This window comes from Microcoleus harperi Pol14_C6, assembly GCF_036701295.1.
Classification (GTDB): Bacteria; Cyanobacteriota; Cyanobacteriia; order Cyanobacteriales; family Microcoleaceae; genus Microcoleus.
The window spans coordinates 310,605-336,274 of sequence record NZ_JAUBQN010000001.1 but is presented as its reverse complement, the minus strand read 5'-3'; the positions used below and the strand labels follow the sequence as shown (position 1 = coordinate 336,274).

The 25,670-nt window shown below is 45.6% G+C and carries 21 protein-coding genes and 1 pseudogene; 12 read left to right on the top strand and 10 right to left on the bottom strand.

The features are described from left to right. The first annotated feature begins 108 nt into the window (after positions 1 to 108). The 3 genes from QUA27_RS01405 (at position 109) to QUA27_RS01395 (ending at position 4,021) form a co-directional block, all read left to right on the top strand. Positions 109 to 1,611, top strand: a complete 1,503-nt coding sequence (locus QUA27_RS01405) for an AAA family ATPase (RefSeq protein WP_333065863.1) — start codon at positions 109 to 111, stop codon at positions 1,609 to 1,611. Continuing rightward, positions 1,611 to 2,324 carry a ParB N-terminal domain-containing protein gene (locus QUA27_RS01400; RefSeq protein ID WP_333065862.1) on the top strand — a complete coding sequence of 238 codons (714 nt, stop codon included), beginning with the start codon at positions 1,611 to 1,613 and terminating at the stop codon, positions 2,322 to 2,324. The genes QUA27_RS01405 and QUA27_RS01400 overlap by 1 nt, the downstream gene beginning before the upstream one ends. 602 nt (positions 2,325 to 2,926) lie before the next feature. Beyond that, the gene (locus QUA27_RS01395; RefSeq protein WP_333065861.1) at positions 2,927 to 4,021 is read left to right on the top strand and encodes a ParB N-terminal domain-containing protein; all 1,095 of its coding nucleotides are present in this window, start codon (positions 2,927 to 2,929) and stop codon (positions 4,019 to 4,021) included. Positions 4,022 to 4,224: 203 nt separating this feature from the next. On the opposite strand, the gene QUA27_RS01390 is transcribed toward QUA27_RS01395, so the two are convergent. From QUA27_RS01390 to QUA27_RS01380, 3 genes and pseudogenes are all read right to left on the bottom strand, one after another. Next, the gene (locus QUA27_RS01390; RefSeq protein WP_333065860.1) at positions 4,225 to 4,560 is read right to left on the bottom strand and encodes a XisI protein; all 336 of its coding nucleotides are present in this window, start codon (positions 4,558 to 4,560) and stop codon (positions 4,225 to 4,227) included. A 34-nt stretch (positions 4,561 to 4,594) separates the two neighbouring features. Further along, positions 4,595 to 4,903, bottom strand: a pseudogene (locus tag QUA27_RS01385) (element excision factor XisH family protein). Positions 4,904 to 5,048: 145 nt separating this feature from the next. Next, positions 5,049 to 6,578, bottom strand: a complete 1,530-nt coding sequence (locus QUA27_RS01380) for a phenylacetate--CoA ligase family protein (protein ID WP_333065859.1) — start codon at positions 6,576 to 6,578, stop codon at positions 5,049 to 5,051. 302 nt (positions 6,579 to 6,880) lie between these two features. On the opposite strand from QUA27_RS01380, the gene QUA27_RS01375 reads away from it, so the two are divergent. The 4 genes from QUA27_RS01375 (at position 6,881) to QUA27_RS01360 (ending at position 12,035) form a co-directional block, all read left to right on the top strand. Continuing rightward, entirely contained in the window at positions 6,881 to 8,785 is a 1,905-nt protein-coding gene (locus QUA27_RS01375) for a protein kinase domain-containing protein (protein WP_333065857.1), read from the top strand. Positions 8,786 to 8,865: 80 nt separating this feature from the next. Further along, positions 8,866 to 9,135 (top strand): hypothetical protein, encoded by a 270-nt coding sequence (locus QUA27_RS01370; protein WP_333065856.1) that lies wholly within the window; start codon positions 8,866 to 8,868, stop codon positions 9,133 to 9,135. Between the two features lie 577 nt (positions 9,136 to 9,712). Beyond that, positions 9,713 to 11,059 (top strand): EAL domain-containing response regulator, encoded by a 1,347-nt coding sequence (locus QUA27_RS01365; RefSeq protein ID WP_333065855.1) that lies wholly within the window; start codon positions 9,713 to 9,715, stop codon positions 11,057 to 11,059. Positions 11,060 to 11,369: 310 nt separating this feature from the next. Continuing rightward, positions 11,370 to 12,035 carry a response regulator gene (locus QUA27_RS01360; RefSeq protein WP_333065853.1) on the top strand — a complete coding sequence of 222 codons (666 nt, stop codon included), beginning with the start codon at positions 11,370 to 11,372 and terminating at the stop codon, positions 12,033 to 12,035. Positions 12,036 to 12,629: 594 nt separating this feature from the next. On the opposite strand, the gene QUA27_RS01355 is transcribed toward QUA27_RS01360, so the two are convergent. Together QUA27_RS01355 and QUA27_RS01350 are read right to left on the bottom strand one after the other, a co-directional pair. Continuing rightward, positions 12,630 to 13,346, bottom strand: coding sequence for a pentapeptide repeat-containing protein (locus tag QUA27_RS01355; RefSeq protein ID WP_333065852.1), 717 nt, complete (start codon positions 13,344 to 13,346; stop codon positions 12,630 to 12,632). A 191-nt stretch (positions 13,347 to 13,537) separates the two neighbouring features. Then, complete coding sequence (locus tag QUA27_RS01350; protein ID WP_333065849.1) at positions 13,538 to 14,737, bottom strand: phosphoglycerate kinase; 1,200 nt, start codon at positions 14,735 to 14,737, stop codon at positions 13,538 to 13,540. A 183-nt stretch (positions 14,738 to 14,920) separates the two neighbouring features. On the opposite strand from QUA27_RS01350, the gene QUA27_RS01345 reads away from it, so the two are divergent. Beyond that, entirely contained in the window at positions 14,921 to 15,334 is a 414-nt protein-coding gene (locus QUA27_RS01345; protein ID WP_333065847.1) for a universal stress protein, read from the top strand. A gap of 333 nt (positions 15,335 to 15,667) precedes the next feature. Further along, the gene (ylqF, locus tag QUA27_RS01340) at positions 15,668 to 16,522 is read left to right on the top strand and encodes a ribosome biogenesis GTPase YlqF (protein WP_333065845.1); all 855 of its coding nucleotides are present in this window, start codon (positions 15,668 to 15,670) and stop codon (positions 16,520 to 16,522) included. Between the two features lie 19 nt (positions 16,523 to 16,541). Here the strand turns inward: ylqF and QUA27_RS01335 are convergent, their stop codons facing one another. Beyond that, positions 16,542 to 17,354: an MOSC domain-containing protein gene (locus tag QUA27_RS01335; RefSeq protein ID WP_333065843.1), complete on the bottom strand. Its 813-nt coding sequence runs from the start codon at positions 17,352 to 17,354 to the stop codon at positions 16,542 to 16,544. Between the two features lie 229 nt (positions 17,355 to 17,583). On the opposite strand from QUA27_RS01335, the gene QUA27_RS01330 reads away from it, so the two are divergent. Then, complete coding sequence (locus tag QUA27_RS01330; protein WP_333065842.1) at positions 17,584 to 18,294, top strand: carbonic anhydrase; 711 nt, start codon at positions 17,584 to 17,586, stop codon at positions 18,292 to 18,294. A 119-nt stretch (positions 18,295 to 18,413) separates the two neighbouring features. Here the strand turns inward: QUA27_RS01330 and QUA27_RS01325 are convergent, their stop codons facing one another. Further along, a complete protein-coding gene (locus QUA27_RS01325; protein WP_333065841.1) occupies positions 18,414 to 19,601 on the bottom strand; it encodes a glycosyltransferase family 2 protein in 1,188 nt (395 codons plus the stop codon). Between the two features lie 299 nt (positions 19,602 to 19,900). On the opposite strand from QUA27_RS01325, the gene QUA27_RS01320 reads away from it, so the two are divergent. After that, positions 19,901 to 20,170 (top strand): GlsB/YeaQ/YmgE family stress response membrane protein, encoded by a 270-nt coding sequence (locus QUA27_RS01320; protein WP_333037423.1) that lies wholly within the window; start codon positions 19,901 to 19,903, stop codon positions 20,168 to 20,170. A 228-nt stretch (positions 20,171 to 20,398) separates the two neighbouring features. On the opposite strand, the gene sppA is transcribed toward QUA27_RS01320, so the two are convergent. The 3 genes from sppA to QUA27_RS01305 all read right to left on the bottom strand — a co-directional run bounded on the left by sppA (position 20,399) and on the right by QUA27_RS01305 (position 24,381). Beyond that, entirely contained in the window at positions 20,399 to 22,219 is a 1,821-nt protein-coding gene (gene sppA / locus QUA27_RS01315) for a signal peptide peptidase SppA (protein WP_333065839.1), read from the bottom strand. A gap of 282 nt (positions 22,220 to 22,501) precedes the next feature. Beyond that, positions 22,502 to 23,551, bottom strand: coding sequence for a type 2 isopentenyl-diphosphate Delta-isomerase (gene fni, locus QUA27_RS01310; RefSeq protein WP_333065838.1), 1,050 nt, complete (start codon positions 23,549 to 23,551; stop codon positions 22,502 to 22,504). A 146-nt stretch (positions 23,552 to 23,697) separates the two neighbouring features. Continuing rightward, positions 23,698 to 24,381, bottom strand: coding sequence for an SDR family oxidoreductase (locus tag QUA27_RS01305; RefSeq protein WP_333065837.1), 684 nt, complete (start codon positions 24,379 to 24,381; stop codon positions 23,698 to 23,700). A 78-nt stretch (positions 24,382 to 24,459) separates the two neighbouring features. Between QUA27_RS01305 and QUA27_RS01300 the strand changes: the two genes are divergently transcribed. Further along, positions 24,460 to 25,569, top strand: coding sequence for an S-(hydroxymethyl)glutathione dehydrogenase/class III alcohol dehydrogenase (locus QUA27_RS01300; RefSeq protein ID WP_333065836.1), 1,110 nt, complete (start codon positions 24,460 to 24,462; stop codon positions 25,567 to 25,569). Positions 25,570 to 25,670 lie beyond the last annotated feature (101 nt).

Here is a 25,670-nt window from a genome sequence, read left to right as displayed (position 1 = left end):
GCCTTTGTAAGGGGCGGAATGCGCGCCCTACTGTCAACATCACAATCCGTACCATGATTAAATCAGTCATTCCCAATCTAAAATCTAAAATCTAAAATCTAAAATCGAATGACTTTCAATCCCAATAACTGTCGCAACGAAAGCGAAGTAGAAAGCAAACTTATTGTCAGCTATCTGCTACCAAAGTTAGGCTATACCCCCGACACTTGGCACCAAGAAATCGCATTTGGGAATATTCGTCTAGACTTCCTCTCATTTGCCACGCAAGTTATCCCCATAGTTGTCGATGCAGACTCGCCGATGAGTGTAGTAATGGAGGCTAAACATCCGAAGGAAAATTTAGACCGCCACCTGCGAAAACTCCATCGCTATTTAACAAGTTTGAGCATCCGCTACGGACTCATAACTAACGGTAAAGAAATTAGAATTTATGAACGAGTAGCCGATGATATTGAGCTAGTCTTTAAGTGTGCTGGAAAAGACATTGAAAAGAGAATTGATGAAATTATCGCTTTAATTGGCAGAGAAAGTTTAAAATTTATAAAAAATCCCGATAATCTCGAACTGGAAGATAGTAAAATTAATTTGGTTCGTCCTGAGTTAGTTAGCGAAGTCCCAGTACAGCCGAACAATCCCGCCACCGCAGAACCTGAGCCAAGTCAAATCTCAGAACCGGAACAAATACCTGAAAATTATTCAGTTAAGCCTCAAGTTAAATCCGATGTAACCGTTCCCCAAAAAAGGCAAAATAGTATGAAAGTTATTGCAGTTTACCATAACAAAGGTGGCGTGGGCAAAACTACAACAGTAGTCAATTTAGCTGCTGCGCTGAGCAAGAAAGCTAAGAGAGTATTGGTGATAGACTTAGACAGTCAGGCTAATACAACCTTTGCGACGGGTTTAGTAAAATTTGAGGATGAAGAACAAGATGATTTGAAAGATAATAATATTCTTCAAGTTTTGCAATCAGAAGACTTTTTCTCGATCGCAGAAGTAGCTCGCAAGTCTAATTTTTGCCATCCAGAAATAGATGTGGTTCCTTCCCACATTGATTTAATGCAATATGAAATGGAACTGAATCAACTAGATTACAGCCGAATGATTTTAATTCAGAAACTAGCAGAAGTACAGAATAAATATGATATTGTACTGATCGATACGCCGCCATCGTTGAATTTTTATGCTAGAGTTGCCCTAATTGCGGCAGATTATTTAATTATTCCTTCTGACTTAAAACCTTTTGCGAATCAAGGGCTGATTAATGTCAAGGATTTTATTAAAAAAGTTAATGGATTCAAAAAACAAATTGGCAAGAAACCTCTAGAAGTTTTAGGCGTACTCTCTTGCAAAATCTCAACAAATAGTAAATTTGTACAGTACAGTTTGCCCAAGCGGAGGGAGGCAATTCCCAAACGCTACGGCTTTGAAATCATGGACAGCGTAATTTACGAGAGAGACGATTTAGCAAAGTGTGCAGAACAATTTCAAATCGTGGGAAATATGGAAATCGCAGATCCCATTTCAGTGCTAGACTTTAAGCCTGATTGCATCGCATCCCAAGAATTTGAAATGCTAGCACTCGAAGTTTTAGAAAAAATAGGTAAAAACTAATGAAAAAATTATCTCCGTCACTGGTTGCAGTTAAAAAAATTACATCCGCAGTTCCCCGTTCCAATTTTGCAGAGGCTGATTTGGATAAATTAGCGAGACTGATTTTAGAGTCAGGAGGATTGATTAACCCGATAATTGTCCGCCGCAACGGTATGGATGCTTACGAAATAGTAGACGGAGACTTTGAATACTATGCGGCGGCGAGAGCAAAGGAAATAGAACCTCAAAAAGGCGAGACAATCGGAGCATTTATCCTGGAAGAAGAAAATGAAGAGCTTCTCCTACAACAACTTGAAATTCTCAGAAAAACCGCAATCACTCAGACGAAAAGTGTAAGTGACGTTCCCCAGCAGTCCTCTAGCTTTGAACAGCGGCTGACAAATATTGAAACTCGATTGGAAAACAGAATTAATGAATTGAAAGCCGAGTATACGCAGGAAAAACAGGCGCTCATAGAGAGGGTTAAAGATGTTGAAAGCCGGATTCCAAAACCTGTTCCGCTGTTGGAAGCACTCAACACTCAAGATAAATTCAAATTGGCTACAAATTTGAAAAATGCTGGCATAAAAGCTCAAATAATAGAACAAATCATCAAAGAGCGAGATTTGGAGCAGTTTGCATCTTTTGAAAATGTGTTGGAACGCATTAAAGGTAAAGGGTTAGGCGAGAAAACAATGATTAAGCTTATTGACAAGTGGCAAAAATATTTATAAGCTTTCACCCATCTCAATTGCATTTTTGGGGCGCTCAAGTCCCGCCCGACAAAAGTTGAAAAACCCGATCTGACTCGGCGGTTGAAACCCATCCTACACGAACTTCCGTCCCTCTCGCTTGAGACTAAAGAATAAGGGCGATATTAAAGCTGGCTTTCGTATAAATCGCAATTGCGATCGCAACTCGCAACGCCAGCCCGCTCGCCCTGACGCCAAAATAAGTAAAGATGAGTAAAGCAGTGGATCATTGGTGTCCCGCAGCCAGTTAAACTCTTCACAGTCGCTTTTTTTAGGAATTGCAGTAACTTTTGCCGTAGCTTGCGGGGCGGGACGCCATCGCCCGGGCTGTCACCGCACAGCCAGCAGCACAGTTACAGCAGCAAGGGGATATTTCCCCAGATAACCGAGTTCGATCGCAGACTGGGAAGACTCAGCCCAAGAAACCCTTTAACTTACCACGGTCTGGGTAAGGTGTTTGTCTCGCACCCTACAATTAGAGTTCTTGGGTTAGTCCTGCATCCCTTAAAACACAGGCTGTAAAGTGAAACATACATAAATACCCAAACATCAGATTTTCATGACAAAAGGGGACTTGTAACAAGATGGATCGATCGTCCGATCAAAACCAAATAGTTGAATATTTGCGGATTAAGCCAATTAGTCACACTCAGATTTACACTTCCCAAATTGCCATACCAGAGCCTCATCGGGGCGAAATTCCTCGCGAACGCCGCGAAGCTCTCAGGAGAAGTCTGATCGAGCAAGGCAGCAACTTAATTCCTTTAATTGTACGCCCTACCGAAGCTTACAGCAACGAAGAAGAATATGAAGTAATCTGCGGCTCAGATTGGTGTATTGTTGCTAAAGAACTCGGCACCGAGCAAATGTGGGCGTGGGTATTTGAAATGACCGACGAGGAGGTAGCTGTTGCTCAAGCAGAAATGGAACATTTAGCTCCGCAACCGACTCCTAAAACAGCACAAATTGAGACTCTCCTGCAACAATTTGAGCTATCATTTCAAAAAAAGGTAGATAGTCTAACAAAACAAATAGAACAATCTGTTAAAAAAAATGAAGACCTGCTAAAAAAGCACGTAAAAGCTCTAACTGAGCCGAACTTTGAGCGTAACCAAATAGAACAGATTAAGCATTTGCTCGAACAAGTGGAAAAAGCATTTCATGAAAAGGTAGATAAAATGGCTAAAAAAATTGAACAATCGAGCAGCGACCGTCCGCCAACATCCGCTGTTATTTCTGAGGTAAATCTTGAAGGTGCTTTGAGACAGTTGGATGAACTGGAAAGACTGCTGTCAATCAAATTAGAACGCACAGTCCAAACAATTAATCAGTTTGTTTCCGACGCCATTGAAAACGTAGAAAATGACCTGAAAAATCAAATTGAAACGCTCCGGCACCAACTGGGAGCCGCAGGGACTCACTCAGAAAGACAGCCCGAGGCACAGCCGAAGAAGCAGCCAAAAACGCAGCCGAAGAAGCAGTCGAAAGCACAGCAGAAACCTCAGTTACCGCAGTTGCAGTTGGAGTTGCCGTTTCCGTCCCCGTCGCCAGAAGAAGACTACGAAAGTCTTTCGCTGAGGCGGTTGAAGGCGATCGGCAAAGACAGGAAAGTGCGGGGCTACGCGCGCATGAAGCGACCGGAAATTCTGGAGGCTCTCAGACAAACTGACGGTCAATAAAAGCGTAGTTGCTAATAGTTAAAAACTAATTATTGGGTGTTCGATCGCGTTTTTGGGCAAAAAGCGCGCTCGGGCTTTCAGAATAGTCCTGGGCGCAGAAACGACCCGATCGCCTGGCCGCGAAACTGCGAGAATTAAATATTAATCCCGATACAATTTAGCGATCGTCCTTTTTATTCTAACTTTCTGTATTGTAAGCGCGTTTAGGCGATCGCATATCCCGTATGTTGCCGAACATGATACGGATGAAACCCTAAAACTATCTTGTCTTTAGGCACTCCTAATTCTACAAGTTCTGCGGTAATTCCCGTTTCTATACCATCTTGTTGAATCCAGATTTTGCCGTCGATAATTTCCACATGAACGATACAATCGTGAATTCTTTGAGGCCCTTGCCAGCCTTCGTGCATCAGTAAAAAATTGTTTTGTTCGCGGTCAACAATAACGCTGCTTTTAAGTTGTCCGTAACTCTTAGGAATACTGGCATAACTATTTAAAACAGTGCGAACAATTTGGCGATATTCATCTAGTCTATCCATCTGATAATTATCTCCCTTGATGAATCAAAAACAATTAGTTTGAGTCTTTTTTTTGTAACAAAAGTTGCCCAAGTGGCTCGGATAAAATATCTAGATAAACTTCTTTCCGAACAGCCAGATATATATTCCGTTCTGGTTCTGAGAACTCTAGGATATCTTCATAGACAATATACTGTCCCAGAGCTTCTTCTAAGTCATGAACGGGTGAAATACTCAAAAAACTTTTTACTTCAACAGCAATTTTGCGACCTTGCTTTTCGGCAGCCAGTATTTTTTATGCACCCAAATCGACGAATAGGGAACGATCGCCAATTTCTAAGGTTAACGGATCGTTTGTTATCATCCAGCCGTCTTTTTCTAGAGCTGTTCTGACAGTATTGTGGTAGATGTCTTTGGCTGGCATATTTTAAGCTGAACCATCAAATCTCACCCTACTTATAGAATAACATAAGACTTTTGAAAACTGATAGCTCATCAATTCCAACTACTTATTGCCGCGTGTATCTGTGCTTCACCCCCATCGGAAAATACTCCGCATCGCCCGTCGCAGTTAATGTCACCACAGGTAACTGATATTCTGGCGGAACGTAATTAGCAAATTCGCTGTTTAGCCGTCGCAATTGCGCGAGAATTGAAGATGCGATCGCCTGCTTCATCTCCTCGTCGCCCTCCACCCCCGCTGCTAATTCCACAACCACGGATAAAAACCGATTTCGATCCGCATTTTCCTTGACTTGCAGCACAAATTTTCCAGTCACCCATTCCCGAATGGTGGGAACTTCTAAACCTACGGTGACATTTTCCGGGTAAATGTTGGCACCGAAGTAGGAAACGGTAAAGTGCGATCGCCCGAATACATAGACAAATGGCAAGCAGCGAATTCCTCTGGGGAAATCAGAAACTTTCATACCTGCTTCTTGCTGCAAACGTGCCACAGGGTTAAATCCCCATTCTGCCAAAAAATTGAGCATTGCTTCGTAACAAATTAAACCGCCGTTATCCGAGATGTGATAGCGTATTAGCGGGATGCCGTTGTCGCCAGAAAATAACAGCGTGCCGTCATTATTCACTTCAAAAAAGCGACTTTTCGGATCGTACTGCACCAGCGTTGGCAACCGCGATTCCCCGAATAAATTGCGTGCTGCTTCGGGATTGTTTGCTAAAAAGCGGCGGATGCAAATACTCAGCGGTGTCTCGTTGGCCAAAACGCCTGCATCGGCAGTACCGTAAAGGCTCGCAGAGTTGTAATATAGATTGTCAGAATTAGTACGATCGCTCACTAAACTCCGCCATTCTTCGCTAAACACTTCCCCCGCAAACACCATCTTAATTCGGTATTTTTGCCACTCCACACCCCCAGCAATTCCGCTATCAATCACATCCTTGATAAATGGCGGATATCCCAACAAAACTACTTGCTCGAAATGCTCCCCAAGTTCCTGCACAACTCGAAATATCTCAGTCTTATTATTCCCAGGCGTTACAACTGTAACGGGATAACCCTTACTCGCTAGATAGCGGCAGCAATTCGCCGTGTACATTCCCCCAACCCAAGTCCCCAAAGCAAAGCAAATCACAGCTAAAGTTGAGCGAGTATCGGCGGAAAAACTGTCGTGAAATATTTGTTCAAAACGAGTAGCTATTTGCAACTCGTCACTGATAAAACGCGGCCAAAATGTCGGGTTTCCTGTCGAACCCGATGAAACAGCAATGAAATCGCAAGTTTCTAATTTGCCCTGGTGGCACAACTGAGGTAGCGGGTGACAGCGTAAATAATTCTCTTTGGTAATTAGCGGCAATTTTTGAAAGTCTTCAAAGGTTTGGATTGAAGCGGGATTGATGTTATGTTCAGTTAAGAAAGTCTGGTAAGCTGGTACTGTAGCCGCGACTTTTTGAAAAAGCGCGATCGCCCCGGATTCGGCAACTCGATTCTGCTGGTGTTGCAATCGTTCCTCAAGCGGCGCCCTCAAAAACTCTTCAAACGCCCCAATTGCTCGCTGACGCTGTTCTGGCTGCATGATTTGCTCCTTAAAATGGGTATTTTGCACCCCGATCGCTCAAGATTCAATTAGTAGCGCTAACGCCCGATCCCACATTGGGCTGGACACTAAAAATTTGAACACATTTTGAGGTCGATCGAAAATATGTCGCAGTAGATAAACTTCCATAGCACAAAACCGCTGTTTTCACAATAACCACAGGGGATAGCCAAGCTGCCGATCGACTAATCAACACTGACACACTATGTCAAGATTAATTCAGCGATCGCCCAAAACTCCTAGTCTCAGTCAAGCGTGAAAATCCGACGCAGCAAGTTCCAATGAACAATCCCATCTACCCCGGCATAACTCTCAACAACCACTACCGCATCGTCCGCGAATTGGGACACGGAGGCTTCGGGCGCACCTACCTAGCAGAAGATGCCCACCGATTTAACGAACCCTGCGTTTTAAAAGAATTTGCGCCCCAAGTACATGGAAGTTACGCTTTACAAAAATCCGAGGAACTGTTCGAGCGGGAAGCAGGAGTGCTCTACAAGCTGCAACACAATCAAATCCCCCGCTTTCGCGAACTCTTCCGGGTCAGTATCAGCGATCGAGGCTACCTATTTCTCGTCCAAGACTACGTTCCCGGTCAAACCTACCGCTTTCTGCTCGACGCCCGCAAGCGTCAGGGTTTGCGGTTTATAGAAGCAGAAATCAATCAATTGCTGCTGCAGATTTTGCCCCTGCTCGAATACATTCACTCTTTGGGAGTGATTCACCGCGACATCTCCCCGGACAACCTGATTCTGCGGAGTTCTGACGGGATGCCCGTGCTAATCGACTTCGGCGGAGTAAAACAAGTCGCCGCCACCGTAGAGTCTCTTTTCGCTGAGGCTAACGGCGCTCCCGCCCCCGCGACTCGCATCGGCAAGCTCGGCTACGCTCCCGTCGAACAGATGCAGATGGGAATCGTCTATCCCCACAGCGATTTGTACGCTCTGGCGGCCACGGTTTTGGTGTTGCTGACGGGGAAGGAACCGCATCAGTTGCTCGACAGCCAGACGCTGAATTGGAACTGGCGGGCGGAATGTTCTCTGTCTCCAAATTTGTCCCTGGTGCTGGATAAAATGCTTGCTCAACAGCCGAGCCAGCGTTACTCCTCGGCTCGCGAGGTAATGCTCGCTCTCTCCGGCAATCCGCCTTTACAGCCACCTTTGCCACCAGCCCCGGATTTTGGGATCGCGCAGCCGCCGGCTCTCTCGCCTATACCCGTGCCCGCCCCCGCGCCAAAACTGCCGGGAACTCCGGTGCGAGTTGCTGCTATTGGCAATCAGCAAAAAATGCCTGCTTGGAAAATGGTTTTGTTGGTGGTGGCGGTGCTCTCAACTATGGGGGGAGTTGGCTGGTTTGCGGGCAATTCTTTGTTAAATCTGCAATCAAAAGTACAGAAAGTTCCCCGGCCTCCCAACCCGAAGCAGCAGCAAGAAGATGCTTTGCAAGATCGCTTTGTCAAGCTCAAAATTGACGATCGATTCTATAACGGTTACGTCAACCTCGTGGACGAGACTTTTTATGCCAAATACCCGGAATTGGGCGGACGATTGTTAAAAGAAGGCGATGACGATCGCCAGTGGCGTGAAAGGTGGCAAAAAATCGGCGACGAGTTGCTCGACAAGCTGGAAAACCTCAGCAGCGACGCTAGAGCGCGGTTGGGCAGTTACGACACGGCCGATATCGATCGCTGGAAAACTGAGGTTAACAAGCTGAATTTGAGCAGTCGGGCTTTGTACGATTTGGCTGATGCTAGGTTCTTTTATTGGTTTCCAGAACAGCCGCGCGATCGCAATCTCATTGGTTTGCCGATCGGACAAATTTGGCAAGCAATTACCGCCGACGAACTCGAAGCCTTACAAGCTGGAGCAACTATCGAAAGCGTTGAATTTGACCGCCTATCGAAGAGCAAACGCCTCACAGGCAATCTCAAACCCGGAGAAGGGAAAGCTTACATTGCCAGGTTCGCTCAAAATCAAACTTTGCGCGTGAATTTGCAAGCACCGCCCAAATCTACTCTACTGTCAATTTATACTCCGGGGCGGACAAAGGGCGCGCGAGCTTTGCTGCAAGATGCAGAGGGGCTGAGTTGGTCTGGATTGCTGGATGATGCTGGTTATTATGAATTCGTGGTAGTTTCTCAAGCATCTGAGCCGATCGCTTACGAGTTGAACCTGACGGCGGAATAACTGCTATTGACGCTCTCGATCCACCCAGGCAATAATAAGGTAATACCAATCAGATAAGTTGTCGGGTTCAAACAAAGAATATGCTGAGATTCGCGATCGTAGCTTTAGTGACTTTGGGATTAGTATTAGTGACTGCACTAGGTTTACATCCGGCCAATGCGACAGTCAGCACTCCCGAATTTTATGCTTGGAACTTTGCCTCTGTAGGCAGTAGCGAGCTGGTTTGTAAAAAGACAGTGGTAGTTCCGCAAGACCTGATTATTCCGTCATCATCACTGCACCCTGTCAGTATTACTTCGGCAATTGTAGATGAAAAGTTTTGCGCGAATTCCACTAAGCCAGTGAATTAATAAAGTGGATAATATGATGTCTGGTTATACAACCATAATTAAATTATTCTTCAGTCGATTTGAGATTTGAGATTGGAGATTTACTTTACGGATGAATCTGGAAGCTTGAACCTTAGTCTCAAATTGTTATTTCTCCCCGACTGTTATACTTCGCAGCCATTTTTGGGGTGGGTCAGGAGGTACCGTACTGATTCATCCATCAAGAGAAAACAAAAGTCCTAAGTACAAACACGGGCTAATTATGAACAATTAACCGGACATCATATAAGTGATTGCCTGAGTAATTTCCGCCATCCGCGCACTGAAACTGTTGGCTGATTTTTTTTAATGACAAACGGGGGGTATTTTGTAATAAAAATTTATCAAACGAGTCGGGCCCAGAAGTTTTCTGCTCTTGAAAGAGATCGAACTCTTCCCTATTTTAGCAGTGCTTTTATTGTGACTTAAGAACCGAAGTAAAATATTCAGCCATTTGGCTAATCGTTTATTGGCTAATTGGCCGACTCGGTAATTCGTTAGTTTGAATATGCTAGAGTTAGTCAGGTTGATATAGAGTGCCATCTGTTATCTAAGTATCATGCTCAAAATTTTGGTAATTGAGGACGACGAATTAATCCGGGAAACTCTTCTGCAACTCCTGGAATCTCACAGCTACCGGGTCATTGCGGCTGAAAACGGTCGAGCTGGGGTGCAGATGGCACTTTCGGAGATACCGGATTTAATTTTGTGCGACGTGCAGATGCCGGAGCTCGACGGTTATGATGTGTTGCGGACTCTGCGGCAAAACTCGCTAGCTGCAACAATTCCATTTATTTTCCTCACGGCTCAAAGTGACAAAACCGATTTTCGTCGGGGGATGGAATTGGGCGCAGACGATTACTTGACAAAGCCGTTTACCAAAGCTGAATTGCTAGGAGCCATTGCTTCTCGCGTCTTGAAACGGCAAACTATTACTCAACCGCTGACAATCGCGCTTCACCAAGCAGAAGCCAGACTCAAAGATTTAGTTAACGACTCCACTAAGGTTACGACCCTCTCTCCTGAAAAGTTTGCTCTCGAAGCTTTGTTGCGCCACGCTTTGGCACAAGGTGAGTTTCAGGTATACTATCAGCCACAAGTGAATATTGCTACCGGCCAAGTTATCGGCGCTGAAGCTTTAGTGCGCTGGCAAAATCCCGATCGAGGTATAATTTCTCCCTGCGAATTTATTCCATTAGCAGAAGAAACAGGTTTAATTATTCAGATTGGCGAGTGGGTACTGCTTTCAGCTTGCGCTCAAGCCGCTAGTTGGCTGGCGGCGGGGTTTTCGCCCTTTACAATATCAGTAAACTTGTCTGCCCGGCAGTTGTCCGACCCGGAACTAAAAGCGCGAATCGTCCAAATATTGGAAACTACAGGTTTAGAGCCTGCTAATTTAGAATTAGAAATGACCGAAAGCGCTTTGGTGGAAAATGCGACTGTAGCAGGCGCTACTTTAAACGAACTTAAAGCTCTAGGAATTCGGATTGCTATTGACGACTTCGGCACTGGTTACGCTACTTTAGGATATCTTAAGCAATTTGCTTTTGACACTTTAAAAATTGATCGAATTTTCGTCCGTAATGCCAGCGAAGATACTCAAAATGCTGCTATTACTACAGCAGTAATTTTACTTGGTCACAGTTTGAATATGACAGTAATTGCTGAGGGAGTGGAAACAGAAGCAGAACTAGATTTTTTGAAACAACATCAGTGCGATATCATGCAGGGGTATCTGTTCAGTCGCCCCGAACCCGCACCGATAATTGAAAGTATGTTGGTTGCCGACCCGAGTTGGTTCGCGCCGCCCCCAGCAGCAGGACCTGCTCGCGCTGTCCCTTTTGTACCTGTATCCGAACCTGAGAAATCTAAAAACCTTTCAATGTCGGGTCTAGGAATAGTATAAGTGTCACCCAGATTTCAGTTTTATAGGATTAAATTCTTTCTTTTACCTTCTATTTTCTGCATAAAAGTTGACGCTTCCTCATAAAAAGTTGTAGCTTTTGATGATATGCGAATCAAAGAAGGATATTCCCCATATTGCTCTACTGCTTCCGCTTTTATGCGCTAGGCGCCCCTAATTGGACTATTTGAGAAAGTGTGGCGTCTTGAAATTGTGAGCCTTTATCCAGTTGCAGGAGGTAAACTCATTTAAGTTCCTACTTTGGGACTGGCAGTTTCAAGAACTGTCCAACTGGAATTGGTGCAAGCCTGTCATGGAAAGAATATTAGTGGTTGACGACGAAGCAGACTGTCAAACAGTCTTAGCAATGTACTTGGAAAGTCAGGGATATCGGGTGGAATGCGCTAATTCAGGGGTGGAGGCGCTCTCAATGTTTGAAAATGCCCCCCCAGATTTGGTAATTTCAGATGTGATGATGCCGGAAATGGACGGGTTTGAGTTTTGTCGCCGTTTGCGAACTACCCGTTTGGGACAGTTAGTCCCGTTTATATTTTTGTCTGGTCAAGGGGAGATTGAGTCAAAAGTTGAAGGTCATTCGATCGGCGCTGACGATTATCTGGTAAAACCTTTTCAGTCTGAAGAAATCTTAGCTAAGGTAAAGGCGCAGTTAGAGCGCTCTCACCGGATTCACGCCGAGATTGTCCGACTGCTTCAAACTGCTAGCGGTAGGGCGGTGGAACCACAATTTGTGGCAGTATTGCCAGCACCTGCACCTTTGCCTTTAACACCAGCCGAAGAAAGAGTTTTTTGGGAGGTTATCCAGGGTTATACTAACAAACAAATTAGCGATCGGCTGTTTATTAGCCCCCGGACTGTGCAAGCTCATTTAGGCAGCATTTTCAGCAAATTACAGCTAGAAAATCGGGCACAGCTTGTGAGATTTGCCCTAGAAAGAGGGTACAAACCGCCTCAAACTTAACTCGGATCTCAACCTAGGGTGCGCCAGCCAGCCAGTCAGTAGATTTTAGATTTTAGATTTTAGATTTATTCCACATATTCATCTGGGAGCTACAACTTTAGTCTAAAATTTTGATCTTTCCACGGCTTAAGTCGGAGACTTCTAGGGGTTTTTGGGCCGGGTCAGTCGATTTTAGATTTTAGATGTATTCCACAGATTCATCTGGGAGCTACAACTTTAGTCTAAAATTTTGATCTTTCCACGGCTTAAGTCGGAGACTTCTAGCGGTTTTTGGGCAGGGTCAGTCGATTTTAGATTTTAGATTTTAGATTTTAGATGTATTCCACAGATTCATCTGGGAGCTACAACTTTAGTCTAAAATTTTGATCTTTCCACGACTTAAGTCGGAGACTTCTATCGGTTTTTGGGCCGGGTCAGTCGATTTTAGATTTTAGATTTTAGATTTATTCCACAGATTCATCTGGGAGCTACAACTTTAGTCTAAAATTTTGATCTTTCCATGACTTAAGTCGGAGGCTTCTATCGGTTTTTGGGCGGGAACACAAATTCCTGCTGCTGCAAAAAAAATGGAGGCTGACGCACTCAGCAAGCAGATTATTCCACATTCAAAACACAATAAGGAAAAGTAGTGATCACGCAAACCCCAGGCCCCAAATTCGTACCTCGCAAGTTGGCACGTTCCAAATCAGCCTGCCGCACGTTATTCGCCGCATCAATATTTGTCCCGGTCAATTGAGCCCGAGGAAGCCTAGTATTTGACAAAATAGCATTCTGCAAATTAGTATCGCGCACATCGGCGAAAGACATATCCGCTCCGCTTAAATTCGCACGATTCAAATTAACTCTAAACAACAGCGAACGCCTCAAATCTGCATTTGACAAATTAGCTTGGAGCAGATAAGCTTCCCCCAGATTGGCATTAAACAGTTTAGCACCGCGCAAATCCGCACTCGTCAGATTCGCTCGCCCCAAAAAAGCATTAGACAAATCCGCATTTCGCAGATTAGCACCATTCAATTCAGCACCGTACATCTCGGCATTAACTAAGTTAGCATTTGCCAAATTAGCATCACTTAAATCCGCTTCTAGCAAATTAGCTTCATAAAGATTTGCTCCGCTTAAATCGGCTCCTCTTAAATTAGCTCTGTACAAGCTAGCCTTGAACAAATCAGCATTTCTCAAGTCACAGCCCTCGCACTCTTTAGTTTCCAGCAATTGCCTAACATGATCTGGATTTTGAGCTTTAACGGGAGCTACCAGCCCAAACAAAGCTAAACTTGCCGTTACAGTTGCCAAGAGTTTAAGTTTCACAAACAAACCTCACTGCTACTTCAAACAAATTATACTAGCAAACTCTAGACTTTAAACCGATATCCTTCTCTCTTTTCTCTTGCTCTGCGTTCTCTGCGCCCTCTGCGGTAAATCTTCAAAAAAATGATTCCCAGCCAAGGATATAGACCTGCTGACAGCAAGGCGGGCAAAGCCCGCCCTACTTAACTTAATTAAGCTTCATCTAAAGCAGCAACACCAGGCAATTCCTTACCTTCGAGCAGCTCCAAACTAGCACCGCCACCAGTAGAAATGTGGCTCATTTGTTCACCTAAATTCAACTGTTCAACAGCCGCCACCGAGTCACCACCACCGATAATTGTGGTAGTACCAGTTTTAGTAAGTCCAGCCAAAGAATGAGCGATACCTTCAGTTCCCACAGCAAACTTCTCCATCTCAAACACGCCCATGGGCCCGTTCCAGATAACAGTTTTGCAATCGGCCAAAGCATCTTGGAAAGTTTTTACTGAATCCGGCCCGATATCCAAACCCATCCAACCGTCGGGGATGCTTTCAACAGAGACAGTTTGAGTGTTAGCATCAGCAGCAAACTTGTCAGCAACTACCACATCAGTAGGTAACAGAAAAGCAACTCCCCGTTCCTTCGCCTTAGCTTCCAAAGACTTAGCCAGTTCCAGCTTGTCCTCTTCCACCAAAGACTTGCCCACGTTCAAGCCGCGAGCTTTGTAGAACGTGAAAACCATGCCACCGCCCAACAGCAGTTTGTCGCACTTTTCCAACAGTTTTTCAATGACTCCAATCTTGCTGGAAACCTTTGAACCGCCGATTATAGCAGCTAAAGGACGCTGAGGATTGTCGATCGCACTGCCGAGATATTGCAGTTCCTTCTCCATCAAAAACCCAGCCACAGAAGGACTCAGATACTTAGTAACGCCTTCAGTAGAAGCGTGAGCCCGGTGAGCCGTACCAAAAGCATCATTGACATACAAATCGGCGACAGAAGCTAACTTCTTAGCAAATTCCGGGTCGTTTGCTTCCTCCTCTGGGTAGAAGCGGACATTTTCCAGCAACAGCACGTCGCCATCTTGCATCGCCGCGACTGTAGCAGCGACTTCATCACCGATGCAGTCGTCAGTCTTTTTGACCTCTTTGCCCAACAATTCCGACAGGCGCACAGCAACCGGCGTCAAGCGCAACTTCTCTGTCACACCCTTGGGACGGCCGAAGTGGCTGCACAAAATCACCTTAGCGCCCTTGGACGCTAAATCTTGAATTGTCGGCAGAGCCGCCCGGATGCGAGTATCATCGGTGATATTGCCGTTGTCGAGCGGCACGTTAAAGTCCGCCCGCACCAATACCCGTTTGCCCGATAAGTCCGATGCCGATAAATTTGCTACAGTTTTTTTTGTCACAGGATTAACCTCCTAATATGTGTGTTTTTGTCGAATTCCGTTGAAATGGCGGCACTGGTCACTTGCACTTGGGCCTCGGACGCATTCAACCGCGTCCGTACAAAAAACGGAAGATGAAACAAACGGCACTGATTGGCTCAACGTAAACATTTTATCGGAGTCCGCGTCCCGGAGATGCGCAGTATGTTCAAGACTGTCTTATTTCCTGTAGATCAAAGCCGAGAAGCCCGCGAAGCTGCCGAAAAGGTGGTCAATATCGTGAAAACCTACGCCTCTCGCTTAGTTATTCTCTCCGTAGTCGAGCCCCCAGCCGAGGAGGCCGACGCCCCCGCGCGAGAGGTGATGACTTCCCCCGAAGCAGTCGCCAAACTTCTTGCTGAGGCCCAATCGATGTTTTCCCAGCAGGGAATTGAAGCTGAAATCATCGAACGGGAAGGCAAACCTGCTTTCACGATTTGCGATGTGGCTGACGAAATTGGGGCCGATTTGATTGTGATGGGCTGTCGGGGGATGGGTTTAACCGATGAGGGGGCGTCTGACAGCGTTACCAATCGGGTGATCAATCTGTCTCCTTGTGCAGTTTTGATTGTGCCTTAAGGAAGGAAGAAGGAAGAAGGAAGACGGAAGAGGGAATAAGGAAGAAGGAAGAAGCAATAAGGAGGAAGAAAGAAGGAAGACGGAAGAGGGAATAAGGAAGAAGCAAGAAAGAAAACTCTTTCTTTTTACTTAATCTCAGCAGTGTAAGTTAGATACCTAACAGCTTACTTTTTCATTTTCCCTTTTTCATTTTCCCTTTTCCCTCTTCCATATTCGCTTCTTACTTCTTGATTCCTTACTTCCTGATTGCCTCCCTAGTTCCTTCCTTTGTGATTCTCTCTTTCCTTAAACTCATCCTTCTTCCTTCTTCCTTCTTCCTTCTTCCTTCATATTATGAAAATTCACTGGTATCCCGGTCACATTGCCAAAGCTGAACGGGCATTAAAAGAACAGCTAAAGCGGGTAGATGTGGTGCTCGAAGTCCGAGATGCCCGCATTCCATTGGCTACTTATCACCCCCAAATGCCAAGTTGGGTGGGCGGCAAGCCGCGAGTGTTGGTCATCAACCGCATGGATATGATTACGCCTCGATCGCGCGAGGCGTGGGAAACATGGTTTGAGGCCCAGGGGGAAACTGCGTATTTTACTAATGCCGAGCACGGTCAAGGAGTAGACGCTGTGGCGGATGCGGTGCAGAATGCTGGGGTGCAGCTAAATAAAAGAAGGTTCGATCGAGGTATGCTGCCCCGTCCAGTCCGGGCAGTGGTAATGGGATTTCCCAATGTCGGAAAATCTGCTTTAATTAATCGGCTGTTAGGGCGGAGAGTGGTGGACAGTGCCCGCAGAGCTGGAGTAACTAAATCGCTCCGATGGATTCGCATTTCTGACGAAATTGAATTATTAGACGCGCCCGGAGTGATCCCAACCCGAATTAACAATCAAGAAAATGCCATAAAATTAGCTATTTGCGAAGATATTGGCGAAGCTGCTTACGACAATCAGGTAGTAGCAGCAGCGATGGTAGATTTGCTCCGAGGGCTGCAAGTGGCTGATGAGACTTTGATATCAATATCTGGTTTCAAATCCAGGTATAAATTAGATCCAGCGTCTAGTAATGGTGAAGATTATTTACACGCCGTCGCAAAAGACAAGTATAAAGGAGATGTCGAACGAACAGCGCGGCAGATGTTAAACGATTTTAGAACTGGTGTGTTGGGTCAGCTTTCTTTGGAGTTGCCACCGGCGTGATAAGGCTCGTGCCATACAACTAATCAGGAATGGTATTAAATAGAGACTTGCTGACCGTGAGAATTTGAATTTCGTCTCCTATGTGTACTATTTTTTCGGCTGATTGAGGTGGCACTCTGGTGTTAACTATCAGCCGACTAATGGGATTTAAATGCCTTTTTACCAAGTCAGGCATGATTTCATTGTGCTTTGCTGCTAGTATTTTTTTTAAATTTGGATAAGCTTCTTTCGCTGCATAATTTGGCATAGATAGGAGACAGGCCTGACCGGGATTAATACCTTCCAATATTACAGTCCCTATTTTAAACCTAACAATGTCATCAGATTGTGAGAAAAGTTGGTCTTCCCAAAAAGCAGGGACATCCCCTATTTCAATATTAGCTCGCAAGCGATGGCGCATCTCGTTAACGCAAACTCTCGGAAACCAAGATGCAACTTCGGCAATTGTTTCGGTACTGATAATGGTTGGCCCTGGTGCAGCAAGATTGTCGGGAAAACCAGTCAGCAAGTTTTCAATTAACTTGACGGAGAAACCGAAGTAATTGCTCAACCAAGATTCTATTCCCAAACGTTCTCGATCTACATGAAAAAATATTTCTTGTTCGGTGCCTTGAATTTTCAGGCCGGCAATTCTCTTTTTAATGTCAAAGGATAAACGTAGAAAACAGACTCCGCTGTTGTGCTTAGTGTTAACCAATTCTCCTGCTGCATCGCAGATGGCAAAAGAGCGATCGCCTTCTAGAGCTCCGCTGGCTAGAATAGTTGCTTGACTGACTGCTATGCCGTCAAGGGACTTGACCGGATAGATATGAATGCTGGCGACGTAGGACATTTCGAGCCCTTGATAAATAATTCTCGTTTTAGATACATTCTAGCATCCCGGTAGAAGGATGACCGCAGTTGACTTTACTAAATAAAATATGAATGAAATAAAAATAGGTCACTGTTTTGAAGTTTACATTTTGCCGTAGCTGCGTGTAAAGAAAAATCAAAGAAGTCTGAGTGAGGTTGTGGTAGATATTATGCTATAAAATAGAAAAAATTGAACCTAGTTATAAGCAATGACTGAAAGCGGAAAAAAAGGCATGATTTCGCGACGCAATTTTATGTTGAAGGCTGGTGCAGGGATGCTCGCGGCAAGCTTGGCACCAGTGCTTTTACAAGCCCAAGCAGCAAAAGCAGAGGCAATCTCTGACCTGACTCCCGACGGTGCTCTCAAGAAATTGATGGAGGGGAATCAACGCTACATTGAGCAAAAACGGACATTTCCCGACCAAGCTCGATCGCGGATTGTAGAAGTAGCACAGGGTCAACATCCGTTTGCAACCATCCTGGCTTGTTCTGATTCGCGCGTTGCTCCCGAAATTATTTTCGACCAAGGATTGGGAGATTTATTTGATATCCGAGTAGCTGGCAATTTTCTCGACGATGTGGTTCTCGGAAATATAGAATATGCGGCCTTAGAATTAGGCGTGCCACTATTAGTAATTCTGGGTCACGAACGCTGCGGTGCTGTTAAAGCAGCTTTAGATGGCAAAGCTGTGCCGGGTCACATTAGCACTTTGGTGGCGGCGATTAAACCAGCAGTTGATTCGACTAAAGGTCAAACAGGCGATGCGTGGGATAACGCAGTCAGAGCTAATGTGAAAAGGAATGTAAATAACTTACAATCATCATCGCCTATTTTAGCTGAAGCAGTCAAAGCGGGCAAGCTTAAAGTTGTTGGGGGTCGCTACGATTTGGATAGCGGCAAAGTGGAGATAATTGCTTGATTTTACTGGTTGTATCTCATATCTTGGAATATTGTTAATGAACAGGCTTTCTGGCCTGTTCCACGAGAATTTGATTGTGGGGTGGGCATCCTGCCCGCCCATGAAAGCCATAATTTCAGTTACATTAAACCCATTTCTTGCAGTCCCCGGCGCAGGCGTTCTGCTTCAAATGGGCGGCGCTGTTCATGAAGGGCGATCGCTCTTTTGAATTCTGCTAAACTCTCTGGCATTTTGCCAATTTTTAACAAGGCTACTGCCAAGTTTTGATGAGCTTCGGCGTGTTCGGGATCGATTTTTATCGCTTGTCGGTAATAGGCGATCGCATCTGCTAAATTTCCGGCGGCCTTCAGCGTCAGTCCTAAATTATAGTGACCTACTGCAAAATTGGGGTCAATTTTTAAAGCTGCTTTGTAAGCTTTTTCAGCAGATTTTAAATCTCCTTCATCTTTGAACAAATTGCCCAAATTATTGTAAGCGCCCAACTTGAGCGGGGGGAAAACAGTGGTATTAATTGCGGCTTGATAGTGTTTTTTTGCTTTACCAAATTGCTGCTGCTGGCGATAAGCAATTCCCAAATGATAGTTCAGCTCGTAAACAATAGAATCATCAATGCCCTCGGCAGTTAAGCCTTTGGTTAATAAATTAATTCCCCGCCCAATTTGCCCGGTTTCTACATACAGCGCACCTAATTTGCTACAAGCATAAGCATCGTTTGGATAATAAGCGATATACCGTTCCATGGCTGCTTGAGCTTTTTGGAATTTGCTTTTTGCTGCTATCGCATCTTTTTGATAACCAGAGTGCCAAATCGCCACATCGGGGAGAGCAGCTATTTTCCACTCCGGTTCCCTCTGCAAAATCTCACCTACGCTGTCGTCTACCATGGCGTGGTAAGGGCGAGAAAAGCGGATGTCGGGGCGATTGCGAAACAAGCGCGACACCAGGGAATAGGGAGATTGAGAGGCACCGATTTCTTGGCGGATGAGATTGATTAGCAGCAGCCGATCGCTCGCAATTGCCTGCTTCATTTGAGGTACCATCTCCGGTACCAAAACCTCATCGGCATCCAACACCAAAATCCAGTCGCCCTGGGCGTGCTTCAGACACTCATTGCGCGCCGCTGCGAAGTCGTCGCACCATTCAAAGTCATAAACCCTCGCCCCGGATTCTCGGGCAATTTCACGGGTGCGATCGCCCGATCCCGTATCCACCACCACTATTTCGTCCACAACACCCTTAACGCTGTCCAAAGTCCGCGACAGTGTTGCCTCTTCATTCTTCACAATCATGCACAGAGTCAGATCCATCGGGCGCAAACTTTCCTCGTTTCACAAAATTATTGTAATTTTTTTACCAGTAAAACACAAAAAGTCCCAGAAACAATTCTCCTATTTCCTTTTTGCCTTGAGCATAAGTACCTTTCTTCCCTAGAGAAAGTGGGTTAACTCTTTTGAGATATTAAAAAGCCTCAAACTCGGACAATTAATGGGAAATCCTACCACTTTCGGTTCCTCCCTACGGTAGAGGTAAGGACGGGATAGCACTTGTTATTCTAAAAACATAAGACAAGGCACGAGAAAAGTTTAAGTATTCAGGAGAAAAAGAAATGGGAATTATTGCTTGGATCGTTTTAGGACTGATTGCCGGTGCGATCGCCAAAGCCATTTATCCGGGAACTCAAGGCGGTGGCTTTCTGGCAACAACAGGTTTAGGAATTTTGGGCGCGCTAGTGGGAGGTTATCTGGGTCAAGTCTTGCTGGGGACGAGCGGGGGAGCATCCTTTGGAGCATTGACTCTACCCAGTATAGCTTTTGCAGTTGTAGGTGCGATCGTTCTACTTTTCATCTGGGGATTGTTAACTCAGCGTGCTGCATAACAAATATTGCCAATTCCCAGTCGATAGACTTTTAGGGTATTCATAAACCCGGTTTCTTGAAGAAACCGGGTTTTTCAGTTGTTGGTAGGATGCGTCAGCCTACTTTTACCAAATCCGCGTTAAAAACCCGATCAGACTCAGCGCTTGCAACGGTTCAAGAGCAAAACTTTTGTCCGCACAGAGGGGGACTGAAGAATAAAGGGGTAAAAATCCCGGACTTGGTATTAATTAATCAATCCGCAAATTGAAAGGCAAGCGAACATAAATCCCCTGCGGGTCGTTCATAGACTTAATCACAGCCAATTCATCTTGCATTTTCTTAAATTCGGCCGTTAGCGGGTCGAGTTTGGTGGCTGGTTTCAAAACGTGAACGCCTGAAATTTTTTCCAAAATTCGCTCCTCCAGACTGCGGCGTTTGGGATATTCTTCCACCTTCCAATCGTCGCCGAGTTTAGCTTGCTTAGCAGCCTCTCTGACAGCATCTTCAAGCCCGCCAATTTCATCGACCAAACCCAACTGTTTCGCCGCCGTACCAGACCACACCCTGCCTTGAGCAATTTCTTGTACCTTGTTTTTCGGCAGTTGGCGGGAGTTGGCGACTTTAGTAATAAATCGATCGTAAATGCGATCGACTATCCTCTGAATATTCGCCAGTTCTTGAGGATTTTTGGGACGGGAAACCGTGTTAGTATCCGCAAAGCGGGCTGTTTTTACCACGTCCCAAGTTAGGCCGTTGTTAGCAGCCAACTTTTCGGCGTTGAACAGCATTCCAAAAACGCCGATCGAACCGGTAATCGTATTGGGTTCGGCAAAAATGCGGTTGGAACCCATCGAAATCCAATAGCCGCCGGATGCTGCTAAATTGCCCATCGAAACGATAACTGGTTTCTTTTTGCCCGTCAGCATCACTTCGCGTCCGATTACTTCGGCCGCCGTCGCGCTACCTCCGGGACTGTTGACGCGCAAAACCACTGCTTTTACGTCGTCATCTTCTCGGATTTTCCGCATTTCTTTAGCGATGCGATCGCCTCCTACTTGAGTCGGACCCCCTTCGCCGTCTACAATCTCTCCCTCTGCGTAAAGTATAGCAATTTGGTTTTTCTTGTCAGCGCGAGTTGAGTTTTTATCCTCAGCAACTCTGGCGTAGTTTTTCAAACTAATTTGCTTGAAAGATTTGTTTTCGCCATCGGTTCCTGTGAGCTTTTTAAGTTCAGTCGATATTTCGTCAAAGTAAACAACTTTATCAACTAACTTACTTTTTAGAGCTTCGTCAGCCATCAAAGTTCCGCCCTTATCTGCAAGCGCTTGCAGTTGCGGAACAGTCACTTTACGGATCGGGGCGACAGTTTTCAGGTATTCTCCCCACATATCTCCGAGCAACTTTTGAGTTTGCTGGCGATTTTCGGGACTCATTTTTGTGAGCAAAAACGGCTCAACGGCTGACTTGTATTTGCCGACGCGAGTCACTTGCACTCCCACGCCGTATTTCTCCAAAGCACCGGTGAAAAACATTGCCTGACTGCTAAAACCGTTGAGTTCCAAAGCGCCGTAAGGATTGATTGCTATTGTATTAGCAACGGAACCGAGGTAATAATCTCGCTCATTCCAGTCCATCTGGTAAGCAAAAATGGGCTTTTTGGCATCTCGGAAACGCTGCAAGGCTCCTCGAACTTCTTTGAGGTTGGCAAACCCGCTGCTGCTCGAATCCGAGCTGCCTTCGAGATAAATGCCAACGATTTTGGGGTCTTTTTTTGCATATTCGATCGTGTCTAAAACAGTCCGCAGCGTCACTGTATCCCCGGAATCTTCCGAAAGGACTTCTTCAATCGCCGCGCCAGTGCTACGGCTCGGTTTGCTGTCGGTAATATTTAAAGAAAGGTCTAATACCAATACCGACTTATCTTTAACTTGCGGGCTCGAATCCTTAGACGACGATGCGGCCAGAGCAATTAGCAGTACCAGTCCTCCCAATCCGATGCTGCCTAGCAGCAACAGTCCTAGGAAGGTTCCCAGTAAACTTGCACAGGTATATTTTAGGAAATCTTTCATTTAGATAATTAGTCAGTTGACAGTTGACAGTTTTCAGTTTTCAGTTTTCAGTTGACAGTTGACAGTTGCCCTTAATCAATAAAGTTCAGACAATAAATTGTCTTGAAATTATATGCGTTTATCTGTGTTTATCTGCCTAGCATCTGCCGTTGACCTATTAATCAAAGATTCAGGCAAAAGCTCTTAGGACAACTGACAACCCTTCGACTTGCTTCTGCTACGCTCTTCGGACAAGTCGCTGGCTGACAAGCTGTCAACTCTCAACTGTCAACTGACTCACTTTTATCTTAACCTTTCCAAAACCCCAGAATGTTTTAACTCATCCAAGCTAGCGCAGCCCGTACAGAACATCACGGTAGCGATTTCTGCAATTAACACCTCAGCTAGAAGGGCTGCGGCTGATTCCGATTCCGCTGCAGCTTGCAGAAATGGCCGCGCCAGTCCCGCAATATCCGCGCCAAGAGCGAGAGCCTTCGCTGCATCCAGCCCGTTTTGCAAGCCTCCAGAGGCAATCAAAGGAACATCCGGCGCTACGGCGCGGGTGCTGACAATGCACTCGGCTGTCGGTATTCCCCAGTCGGCAAAGGTTGCGCCCAACCTGCGCTGCTTGCCATCTTTAGCTCGCTCTCCTTCTATTTTCGCCCAAGAAGTGCCTCCGGCCCCGGCAATGTCGATCGCACCTACCCCCGCAGCGAGCAATTTCTTTGCCATTTTTCCTGAAATACCGTTGCCGACTTCTTTCGCAATAACTGGTACTGGTAATTTATCGCATAATTTGGCAATTTTATCTAGTAGTCCTTTAAAGTTAGTATCGCCTTCGGTTTGAACGCACTCTTGCAGCGGATTGAGGTGCAAAATTAGAGCATCTGCTTCGAGAATATCAACAATTTTTTGGCACTCTTCCAAACCGTAATTATAGTTTAATTGAACTGCTCCGATGTTGGCAAATAGCAGAATATCGGGAGCGCGGCGACGGACGGCAAATGTAGGAGCTAGTTGAGGATTTTCTACAACAATTCGCTGGGAACCGACTCCCATTGCTAGTTTGTATTCTTGAGCGACATCGGCGAGGCGATAATTGATTGTCTGGGCTAATTCTGTGCCACCGGTCATCGAGGAAATGAGCAGGGGAACGGCTAGTTTTTTGCCGAGAAATGTGGAGGTTAAATCAATTTCAGCGCGATCGAGTTCTGGCAAACAGCAGTGTTCAAAACGGTAGCGTTCTAGGCCGCTGGTAGTTTCGCGAAATTGTACGTCTTCTTCGAGGCAGATCCGCAGGTGGTCTGCTTTGCGGGTTTCGGTTTGCGAGGGGGAGGTTAGCGGCAAGTTCACTGTGGCTATTTGGCGAAAGAGTTGTGATTTGGGAATATAGCAATTTTATTTCATTTTTGAGATTTTTTTTATGAACCGCAGAGAGTGCAGAGGGCGCAGAGGAGAAGAAAATAGAGATGTGCGTAAATCCTGTAAGGGTTGCTGTATTATCCAGGAACAGTAAGCGGCATTCCGTTATCTGAAGGTTTTAACTTGAGTAAAAAAGGAACTGCTTTTTGCACCCATGCTTTGACTGATGTGTAACTTGCCGCCTCTTCTCCGAAACAAATTTCCAGCATATCCGTGTGAATGATCCCCGGATTCAAAGGAACTGCTGCCATACCTGCAGGCAATTCTTGAGCGAGCGATCGCGTAAGTCCTTCTATTGCCCACTTGGAAGCGCAATAGGGCGCGACTTCCGGCGAAGTTGACCTTCCCCAACCAGAACTAAAGTTGACAATTATGCCGCTTTTTCGAGCAATCATTGCCGGGACAAAGTGACGAATTACATTAGCCGTACCTTTAATATTAACATCAATTACTTGGGAAAATTCTTCGTTACTGACATTCCAAAGAGGCGCGAGACGATTAACTACACCTGCATTATTAATTAGCAAATCTGGCGGCTCTTTTTTTGCCATAATTTCTGTTGCCCAAGCTTTTACTTGCTCATCGTTGGTGAGATCCAAACAAGTAAAATGATGGGGCGCACTATGTTTTTTGTTAAGTTTTTCCACCGCTTCTGAAGAACGGGCGCATCCCACAACTGTATGTCCCAATTCAATAAACTTTTCGGTCATGGCAAGACCTAGACCGCGACTAACTCCGGTAATTACAATTAATTTTGTCATAGATTTGCTCCAAGTTTGAGATTAAGTAATACAATACATATTGACTGTGAATTGACAAATAGAGCGCAGGGAGAAAGGATGAAAGTAAAAGCAGCAGTTGCTCGCAGTGCCGGCCAACCTTTGAGCATTGAAACGGTGGATCTGCAGGGGCCGCAGGCTGGAGAGGTGCTGGTGGAAATTAAAGCCACGGGTGTTTGTCACACTGATGCTTACACTCTTTCCGGTGCCGATCCTGAAGGTTTGTTTCCGGCTATTTTAGGCCACGAGGGAGCCGGGATTGTCGCAGAAGTTGGGCCGGGAGTCACGAGTGTCAAAGTGGGCGATCGGGTAATTCCTCTCTACACTCCCGAATGTCGCAACTGCGAATATTGTTTGAGTGGCAAAACGAATCTCTGTCAAGCAATTCGCATCACTCAAGGTCAGGGAGTCATGCCCGACGGCACGAGCAGGTTTTCCCTAGACGGGCAGAAACTTTACCATTACATGGGAACTTCTACCTTTGCCAATTATACAGTATTGCCAGAAATTGCAGTAGCCAAAATTCGCGAAGATGCTCCTTTTGAGAAAGTTTGTTTAATCGGCTGCGGCGTAACAACTGGCATCGGCGCTGTCATCAATACGGCGAAAGTAGAACCGGGTTCTAATGTGGTAGTTTTCGGTTTAGGCGGCGTGGGTTTGAATGTAATTCAAGCAGCTCGTATGGTGGGAGCTAACATGATTGTCGGCGTAGACTTGAACCCCAACAAGCGAGAGATGGCGGAAAAATTTGGCATGACTCACTTTGTCAATCCCCGCGAAGTGGAAGGTGAGTTAGTGCCTTATTTAGTAGATTTAACCAAAGGCGGAGCAGATTACAGTTTTGAATGTATCGGCAACATTAATGTGATGCGCCAAGCTTTGGAATGCTGCCACAAAGGTTGGGGTGTGAGCGTAATTGTCGGGGTAGCGGGAGCCGGTCAAGAAATTAGTACCCGCCCGTTTCAGCTAGTAACTGGTAGGGTTTGGAAAGGGACGGCTTTTGGCGGGGCGAAAGGCAGAACAGATGTTCCTAAGATTGTTGATTGGTACATGGACGGTAAAATTGATATTGACAGTCTGGTAACTCAGGTAATGCCGATCGAGAAGATCAATGAAGCCTTTGATTTAATGCACAAAGGCGAAGTAATTCGCACAGTGTTGACATTTTGAGTTTTTGAAGGAAGAAGGAAGAGGGAAGAAGGAAGACAGGACTTACGAAAAAAGGGTTTTTACACGCTACTCACAGCCGTAACGTGCACGACTGCACCCAA